This is a genomic window from uncultured Nevskia sp., assembly GCF_903885465.1.
Taxonomy (GTDB): domain Bacteria; phylum Pseudomonadota; class Gammaproteobacteria; order Nevskiales; family Nevskiaceae; genus Nevskia.
Genome location: NZ_CAISIQ010000079.1, coordinates 1 through 8546 on the forward strand (window position 1 = coordinate 1; position 8546 = coordinate 8546).

8 protein-coding genes and 2 pseudogenes are annotated in these 8546 nt (G+C 63.9%); 9 read left to right on the forward strand and 1 reads right to left on the reverse strand.

The window, feature by feature from the left end; translation table 11 throughout:
- Together QZY06_RS02965 and QZY06_RS02970 are read left to right on the forward strand one after the other, a co-directional pair.
- Window positions 1-513 (forward strand): TetR-like C-terminal domain-containing protein (locus QZY06_RS02965; RefSeq protein WP_295679987.1); only part of this gene is annotated, 513 nt, incomplete at its 5' end.
- Window positions 514-685: 172 nt separating this feature from the next.
- Window positions 686-1522 (forward strand): annotated as a pseudogene (locus QZY06_RS02970) (transposase); the annotation flags it as partial.
- A 292-nt stretch (window positions 1523-1814) separates the two neighbouring features.
- Here QZY06_RS02970 and QZY06_RS02975 read toward each other — a convergent pair.
- The gene (locus QZY06_RS02975) at window positions 1815-2804 is read right to left on the reverse strand and encodes an AraC family transcriptional regulator (RefSeq protein WP_295679990.1); all 990 of its coding nucleotides are present in this window, start codon (window positions 2802-2804) and stop codon (window positions 1815-1817) included.
- 105 nt (window positions 2805-2909) lie between these two features.
- On the opposite strand from QZY06_RS02975, the gene QZY06_RS02980 reads away from it, so the two are divergent.
- From QZY06_RS02980 to QZY06_RS03010, 7 genes and pseudogenes are all read left to right on the forward strand, one after another.
- Window positions 2910-4073 carry a hypothetical protein gene (locus QZY06_RS02980; protein ID WP_295679993.1) on the forward strand — a complete coding sequence of 388 codons (1164 nt, stop codon included), beginning with the start codon at window positions 2910-2912 and terminating at the stop codon, window positions 4071-4073.
- A 9-nt stretch (window positions 4074-4082) separates the two neighbouring features.
- Window positions 4083-5063: a phosphotransferase family protein gene (locus QZY06_RS02985; protein WP_295679996.1), complete on the forward strand. Its 981-nt coding sequence runs from the start codon at window positions 4083-4085 to the stop codon at window positions 5061-5063.
- A 49-nt stretch (window positions 5064-5112) separates the two neighbouring features.
- On the forward strand, window positions 5113-5532 hold the full coding sequence (locus QZY06_RS02990; protein WP_295679999.1) for a nuclear transport factor 2 family protein: 420 nt from the start codon (window positions 5113-5115) through the stop codon (window positions 5530-5532).
- 29 nt (window positions 5533-5561) lie between these two features.
- Window positions 5562-6848 carry a cytochrome P450 gene (locus QZY06_RS02995; RefSeq protein WP_295680002.1) on the forward strand — a complete coding sequence of 429 codons (1287 nt, stop codon included), beginning with the start codon at window positions 5562-5564 and terminating at the stop codon, window positions 6846-6848.
- Window positions 6845-7174 (forward strand): 2Fe-2S iron-sulfur cluster-binding protein, encoded by a 330-nt coding sequence (locus tag QZY06_RS03000; protein ID WP_295680006.1) that lies wholly within the window; start codon window positions 6845-6847, stop codon window positions 7172-7174. Before QZY06_RS02995 ends, QZY06_RS03000 begins: the two co-directional genes overlap by 4 nt.
- 1 nt (window position 7175) lies before the next feature.
- Window positions 7176-8285: an NADH:flavin oxidoreductase/NADH oxidase gene (locus QZY06_RS03005; protein ID WP_295680009.1), complete on the forward strand. Its 1110-nt coding sequence runs from the start codon at window positions 7176-7178 to the stop codon at window positions 8283-8285.
- A 44-nt stretch (window positions 8286-8329) separates the two neighbouring features.
- A pseudogene (locus tag QZY06_RS03010) lies at window positions 8330-8546 on the forward strand (hypothetical protein); the annotation flags it as partial.

Here is an 8546-nt window from a genome sequence, read left to right on the forward strand (position 1 = left end):
ACCGACGATCCGCTTTTCGATTTCGTGTGCCTGTCGCACCGGTATCGTTCCGTCTCGCTCGAGCATCGAGACCTCTATCGCGTTGCGCTCGTCAGCGGAAGACTTTCCATCGCGTTAGACACTCCGCGCGGAATGAAGGGGATGTTCGACTTCTGCGTTGGTGCCGTGGCTCGCTGCCGCGACGCAGGCATGCTCAAGGTGCCGGATGCCCGTCAAGGCCTGACGGTGTTCTGGACCGCCGTTCACGGCCAGGTCACCCTCGAGATGGAACGGGTTTTTCCCTCACCCCGAAGCGGACTGCGTGCATGGGAAAAATGTCTGGCGGCTCTGCTGGTAGGACAAGGCGCGCGGCGAGCCCAGGTCGACACGGCCATGAGGCGCGCGCGCCGCACGGCGATTTCGGTCCCCGTTGCGGCAGATTCCGTTTCGTTGTTCGCGGCCGATGCCAAGCACGCGAACTCGCGCCGCAAGCCATCTCAAAGCACAACTGCCGCAAAAGGCGGACACCGCTGAGACATTTAGCGACGAGCATTACCGGTCAGCGCTTGAACTACACCATTTTGCATAGCGATTATTGGTTGATTGTGGTCGCCGCGTCAGAGTGGAAGGTCTCCATCTCGACTATCTGCTTTGGGCTAATTCTGTTGAAAAACTCTCTCGCCTATCGGCCGCTGGCGCGGATGTTGATGTCTTAGAAGCGCTCGACGATGAAGCCGTCGTTGAAGCGACGCCGAGGCGCATGTCGCTTAGCGATCCACAGTCGCGCTGGACTGGCGCCATCGGCGGCCCCGCGTTCTCGACCAACTATCTGATCGACGTCAAGCACGGGGTGATCATGGACGTCGAGGCAACTCCTGCGCACCGCACCGCGGAAATCGATTCGACCAAGACCATGGTCGATCGCGCCGAGGCACGATTCGAGATCACACTGGAGCGTCTGATCGGCGAAACCGGTTACGGCACGGCGCCGACGCTCGCCCGGATGGTCGATGAGAAAGTATCGAGCCGCACATTCCGGTGTGGGATAAATCAGATCGCGAGGACGACGGCTTCTCGCGCAGCGACTTCATCTGGAATGAAGAGGCCAACGATAGCGATGTCCTGAAGGGCATCCGCTGCTAAGCGAGCGTCGGGCCTTCGCCGAAGCACGAACGCACGTCACGAAAGAAGACAGGGTCATTTATCGGACGAGCCAGCTTCATTATGCGAACTGCCCTGTGAATCAGCGCTGCTGCCCAAACACCGCCATGCGGAAGATCGCGCGCAGCATCCACGAATCGGCCAGCGACGTGGCACGGCGGATCACCAAGACGCCCGAGTATCGACGCTCGCACCGAGAACGGAAGAAGGTAAAGATGCTCTTTGCGCATCTCAAGCGAATTCTGAAACTCGACCGGCTACGACTACGTGGCCTGAGCGGCGCAAGCGACGAATTACCCTGGCCGCAACGGTGCAGAACCTTCGTCGCCTGGCCAAGTTGATGCCGCGGGGTCCGCCTTACAGGATAGGTCTCTGTGCGTGACGCCCAAACCTCGGAAACGACCACAAAGAGAGGTAGCGAAGAGCGATGAAGAGGGCCGACGCGTAGTACCGCCTCAAACAGCGACGACGAGGCTGGCCTTCCGGACCCGCCTCGGGGGTTTTTCAACAGAATTGGCTGGAAGCGGTCCCTCGCCTGGCATCGATAACGGCAGGTTGTAGTTCTAGGCTATCGGGTCAGATTGTCGACGAATCGCAGTTCTTGGCAGATGGAGCACTCAAGCTCCGCATCACACCTCTTTGCGCGTCTCAGCGTAAACAAGTCCGATCATGGACTAAGAATCCGAATCAACTCTGAAACGTCGCGGCGACAGTCCGTATGAAGCGCGGAAACTGGTGCTCAGATGCGCCTGACTTGAAAAGCCGCACTGCAAGGCGACCTCCGAAATGGGCTTCGCTGTGTTTCGGAGCAGTTCGCGGGCGCGTTCCAGACGTCGTTCGGTCAGATAGCGATGGGGTGCAACGCCCGTTGCACGCCGGAAAGCATCGGCGAAATAGGTTCGGCTGAGTTCGGCTTCGTCGGCAAGTTCCTGCAGCGACACACCGCCAACGATACTGGCCTCCAGGCGTTCCAGACTACGCCGCAGCAGGCGATTTGAAAGACCACCCTGGAAGGCGGTGGGCCGGGTATCCGCGGCATGGGTGCTGATCAGGTGTAGCGCCAGGGTATCGGCGACGCTGTCGGCATACAGGCTGCCGGTCTGCGATGGTGCTCGGACTTCGCGTTCGAGGGTGCCCATGACAGCTGCGATCAGAGGGTCCTGGACGCCACAGCGGAACGGTAGTTCCGGGTGTGCCGGTTTCGTGTAGTCGGCTACGCCGTCGAAGAACCGCGAACTGAGGTGCAGCGAGCGGGAATGCACTTCCCCGCCGATATCCCAGCCGACTCTGGTGGCCGGCGGAATAATCGTGATCAATCCCGGATGGGTACGCTGCGCCGAGCGTCGCCCGACGCGGACGTTGACCGATTGCGCGCCGCCAACGTGATAGACGATCACCGGTTCTGCAAACGGTTCGAACTGAGCCTGCCGGCAGTAGCCGTTCCAGCCGAACAGCGCGAGATTGTTCCAGCCCGAAACTTCGCTGGACAAGGCGGGATCGAAACCAACCGCAGACACGATCGCACGCCCGGAAGCTGCGAAACGGCTCTCGCGTACAAGCTTGGCGCCATTGCTGGGGCTTGTCTTCATCTCTCCTCGTCGCTGTTCAATCCGGTGCCGTTCTCGAGAACGGTCTGCGCCGGAGTTTCCGCCCGTCGGCGTCACTCCGCAAGGCCGGAAGAACCTGTAAGAAATCGGAACATCGCGAAAGACCGGACGGCGTGATCGGTTTCAAATCGGCGGACAAGAACGAACGCAGGAGGAGCCCGCATGATCCCCAACCTCGGCCGTCCGATGCCCGCCGACGAGCTGCTGCATCACCAGACCGCGAACCTGATGGGCAGGGTCAACGAGTCCGATCTCGGCTGGACCGAGAAGATCTGGTTCTCGATTCCGAAGAAGGATGGCTCGCTGCAGATCGATTTCGGCCTCGGCAAATACCAGAACCGCAACGTCATGGACGGCTTCGGCGGTGTCTCGCGTGGCCGTGAGCAATGGACGGTGCGTGGCTCGCGAGTGCTATCCAGCGATCCGATCGGCATGGGCGTCGGCCCGCTGCATTACGAGATAATCGAACCGCTGAAGAAGCTGCGGATTCGCCTGGAAGCGAACGACACCCAGCCGATCGCCTTCGAAGTGGAGTTCACCGCGCTGAACCCGCCGTTCTGCGAAGACCGTCATCTGCAGCACGATGAAGGCGGCTATCGCGCCGTGTCGGACATCGTTCGCTATCACCAGGCGGGGAGCGTTACCGGCTGGATTTCCGTTGACGGACGGCGCGAGGAGATCAACAGCCAGGACTGGATCGCCTTCCGCGATCACTCCTGGGGCGTGCGTCTCGATGTCGGCGCCTCGCCGGTAGACCTGAAGCCCGCACGAAACTGGGGCGAGAAGGAAATGGCCAACATGTCCTTCCTGCTCAACTGGTCGCCGATGTTCATGGAACGGCCCAACGGCGAGCGCTACGAGTATCACTACTACCTGCAGATGCGCGATCACAAGCCGTTCTATTTCTCGGGCTATCGCAACCTGCAGGATGGTAGCCAGGAACGCATCGCGCGGATTCGCCCGGAGCTAAAGTACGACGATCGCAGCCGTCGACTGCTTGGCGGAAAGATCCACTTCGACATGCTCAACGGCGACAACCGCACGGTCGAGATCGAAGTACCGGGCGAAGCCGGCTTCCATCTCGGCACCGCGCTATACCTCGGCTTCGAAGGCAACAAGCACGGCATGTACCGCGGCGATCCGTTCATCGATGGCGAGAAGATCGACGACACCATGGACGACGCCACCTTGCGCCGCATCCATCAACTGCGCGACTGCCCTATTCGCATCCGCGAAGGCGATGCCGTTGGCTACGGCATCTTTGAGTCGGTACTGGTCGGTCCCTGGCCCGAGTACGGCCTGACTGCCGAACGCTCCTTCATCTAGGCAACGGCCATGGCACGCGATCTGGAGTCCATGACCCGCGGGCTGCGCAGCTATCTCTCCGACGGCGCGCGCATCACCCGCATCGTCGCGCTGTCCACCGGCCATTCGAACGAGACCTATCTGATCGAAGGCATCGATCGGATCCTGCGCATGCCGCCCTCCGAGGAGGGCTTGCTGCCGCCCTACGACATGGCGCGCCAGCACGCGATTTTCGATGCCGTGGGCAAGGCCGCGGGCGGCCCGCCGGTGCCAAGGATGTACGAGCTGTGCACCGATGCCTCGGTGATCGGCGATCCCTTCTTCCTGATGCAGCGCTTCGACGGCGAAGCCTTCGACCATGTGGCACCGGACTGGATGAAGCGCGCCGATGCCGACACCGTGGCCTCGATGTGCAGCCAGTGGGTTGGCGCAGTCACCGCGCTGCATCGTCAGCCGGCATCCCTGATGCCAACGGGTGCGCGCAGCGTCGCGCAGGAGATTGCGCACTGGCTCAATGTGGCCGTGCAGGCAGAAGCCGAAGGGGGGCTGATCGATCTGCTCGAAGCGCTGCGCGCCGATCCGCCTGCAGCCTCAGGTCCGATGACGCCGGTGCACGGCGATCCCAAGCAGGGCAATTGCCTGTGGCAGGGGCCACGGCTGCAGGCGCTGCTGGACTGGGAGATGGCCGCCATCGGCGAGCCGCTGACCGACCTCGGCTACATGCTGCAGTTCTACGATCAGGGCGAAGTCTCGTTCGCCAACGCCGGCTTCGAAATCGATGGCTGGTGGTCGCGCGAACAGGTGATCGACGAATGGCAGCGCGCCGCCCAGCGCAGCGCACGCGACCTGCGCCGCTACGAAGCGCTGGCGCTGTGCAAGGTCACCTCGATCATCGCGCTCGGCCATCACCTGTCGCGCACCGGCCGCGCCACCGATCCGCGCTTCGCCAGCTGGGGCGCGGTGGTGCCGCTGTATCTGGATCTCGCCCAACGGCGAGTGACCATGCAGTAGCACCTTTGAACAACAGCAAGCCAATCAACGTCGGCACGAGGAGCAAGCAATGAACATGGCATGGGCGGACCGCTGGCTGGAACAGAGTTTCAACCAGCGCGATCTCGAAGCGCTGCGCAGGCTGTACGACCCGCAGGTGCGCTTCGCGGACGTACCCCTCGGGCTCGACCTGAACGGCTGGCAACCGGTCAGCGAATTCCTCGGCGGCTTCTTCGTGCCGGCAGCAGGCAGCCATCGCTTCATCCCGACGGCCTACCTCGGCAACGAACGCGAGGGTGTCGTCGAATGGACCTGGGAAGGCGAGATGGCCGAGCTCGATCTGTTCGCCATCGGCCGCGCCACGCCGGGCAAACGTTTCCGGGTGCGCGGCAATTCGGTGTTCCGCTTCGACACGCAGGGACGTGCGACCGAGGAACGCGATTACTGGGACCTCGCGACCGTACAGACGCAACTGCGCGCCACGAGCTGAAGCCGTCTCACGCTACCGAGAAACGCACCATGAACGCACCCGTTCCAAGGCCCGTCGCCGACGCCGAATCCTTCTACGCCAACTACGACCATCTCGACACGCCGCTCGGTCCCGACGGCACGCCCTTCGCCTACTACGAAGCCTTTCGCGATGCGGCGCTTGCCGCAGACCGGCCGGTCGGCTGGAGCGAACGCCATGGTGGCTTCTGGGTGGTGACCAGCTTCGCCGACTGCGAACGCATCGACCGCGACGCGGAGAACTTCTCCAACGACGGCATCATCTTTCCGAAGTACGCCGTCACCGAACCGCTGATGCTGGCCGAGCAGGACGAGCCCGAGCACATGCGCGCACGGCGCCTGGTCAATCTCTCGTTCATGCCGCGCAACGTCACCGCCCTCGGTGACGCCATCCATACCGCCGTGCACGAGCTGATGGATGGCTTCATCGAGTCCGGCCGGGCCGACGTCGGCCGCATCCTCGCCGATCCGGTGCCGTCGATCCTCACTGCGGTGATGCTCGGCTTTCCGCCCGAAGACGGCCCGATGTTCGATAGCTGGACCACGGCGCTGACGCACGAATTCATCACCGATCGCGCGTCCGCGATCCCGAAGATCGAGCAGATGTATGCCTACTTCGAGCGCAATATCGCGCGCCGCCAGAAAGACCCGGGCGACGACATCCTGTCGCAGGTCATCAACTCGGTGGTCGACGGCGAGCGCCTGAGCCAGAAGGAGCTGCTCGGCTTTTCCACCGTGCTGCTGATCGGCGGCATCGAGAACTCCGCGAAGCTGATCGGCACCGCGCTGTGGCGCCTCGGCTGGGACGTCGAACTGCGCCGTCGCCTGGTGCGCTCGCCGGAAAAGATGAACACCGCGGTGGACGAGTTCCTGCGCTATTACACGCCAGCACCGATCGGCCGCACCGTGAAGCGAGAGGTCACCATCGGCGGCTGCACGATGAAACCCGGCCAGCAGGTGATGATCGTGCTGCCGATCGCGAATCGCGACCCGCGCGCTTTCCCGCATCCGGATGTCTTCATTCTCGATCGCGCGCGCAACACGCACCTGGCGCTCGGCACCGGCCTGCACGTCTGCCTCGGTCAGCACCTGATCCGCATGGAAGCGCGCGTGGTGCTCAACGAGTTCCTGGCGCGCATTCCCGAATACAGCATCGACATGGAAGCGCCGCGCTACTGGACCAAGGGCCAGGTGCAGGGCATGTCGCGCGTGCCGATCAGGTTCCCGCCCGGCAAGGCCAGGCTGTCGACGCGCGGAGCCGGGGTTGACGCCTGGCTGCGTCACGCGGCGAGGCCATGAGCATGGGCATCACCATCGTGTTCATCGATCCGACCGGCAAGGAGCACACCGTCGAAGCGGTTGCCGGCGAGAGCCTGATGCAGGCCGCAACGGCCGCGCAGATTCCGGGTATCGAAGCCTCCTGTGGCGGCAACTGCATCTGTGCGACCTGCCATTGCCATATCGACGAGCGCTGGTTCGCGAAGCTGCGCGCCGCCGATACCCTGGAGCAGGACACGCTCGCCTGCACCAACGAGCCGCAGCCGACCAGCCGGCTGAGTTGCCAGGTGCCGCTCACCGATGCACTGAACGGCATGATCGTCCGTGTCGCGGCCTCGCAGCACTGACATGCCCGGCCTTTTCGACTGCTACACGATCAAGAGCCTGACGCTGCGCAACCGCATCGCGGTATCGCTGATGTGCCAGTACTCGGCCGTCGACGGCGTGGTCAACGACTGGCATCTCGTCAACCTCGGCGCCCGCGCCGCCGGCGGCGCCGGGCTGGTCATTGCCGAAGCCACGGCCGTCGCGCCGGAAGGCCGCATCACGCGGGGTTGCGCTGGCCTGTGGAACGATGCCCAGGCCGAAGCCTGGAGTCGCTGCGCCCGCTATGTCGCCGAACGTGGCGCGGTGCCGGGCATCCAACTCGCGCACGCCGGCCGCAAGGCCAGCGCCAATCGGCCGTGGGAGGGTGACGATCATCTGGCGGCCGATGATCCGCTCGCTTGGGAGATCGTCGCGCCATCCGCCCTCGCCTTCGGCGGCAACTTGCCGAGGGTGCCGCGGGCACTGGAACTCGACGAGATCTCGCGGCTGCCGCAGCAGTTCGCGGCTGCCGCAAGGCGTGCGCTGGATGCCGGCTTCCAGTGTCTGGAACTGCATTTCGCGCACGGTTATCTGGTCAACAGCTTCCTGTCTCCGCTGGCCAACCAGCGTCAGGATCGGTATGGCGGCAGTGCCGACAACCGCGACCGGCTAGCGCTGGAGACCGTCGCCGCGGTACGCGCGGTCTGGCCGGAACACCTGCCGTTGTTCGTGCGGCTCGGCATTCGCGATTTCGTCGATGGCGGCCAGACCCTGGACGAAGGCATCCAGCTTGCGCGAGCGCTGCACGCAGTCGGTGTCGACCTGATTGATGTAAGCCTCAGCCTTAACAGTCCAGACGTCTCTGCCGTGCCTTGGGGGCCCGGCTTCATGGCACCGATCGCCCGGCAGGTACGCGAGCAGGCCGGCGTGCCGGTCGCCGTCGGCTGGATGATCGACAGCCCGGCCGACGCCGATCGCCTGATCCGCGACGGGCAGGCCGATCTGTTCATCCCGGCCCGCGCGCTGCTCGCCGAGCCGCACTGGCCGTACCGCGCCGCGCGCGAACTGGGCGTGGAGCAACCGCAGGACGTGCTGCCGCCGCAGTACGCGGCCTGGCTCAAGCGCAGGGTCGTGACCCGCGACAACGCCTGAAACCAAACGCGCAATCCACACAAGAACGAAAACCAGGAGCGACCATGTCATCCGATCTGCAAACCAAGTGGGGGACGCCGGAGCGCACGCGCACCACCCGTCACTTCCATGACCGCATCCGTGCCCTGGTTGCCGAACGCGCGGGCAGGCTTGGCGGCAACTGGCGTGAGGTCGTCGTCGGTCACGACGAGCAGCTGCTGACCGCGGCGGACCTGGTCGGCTTCGAGGCCGAACTACTCGCCGACGGCCATCGCTTCGAGC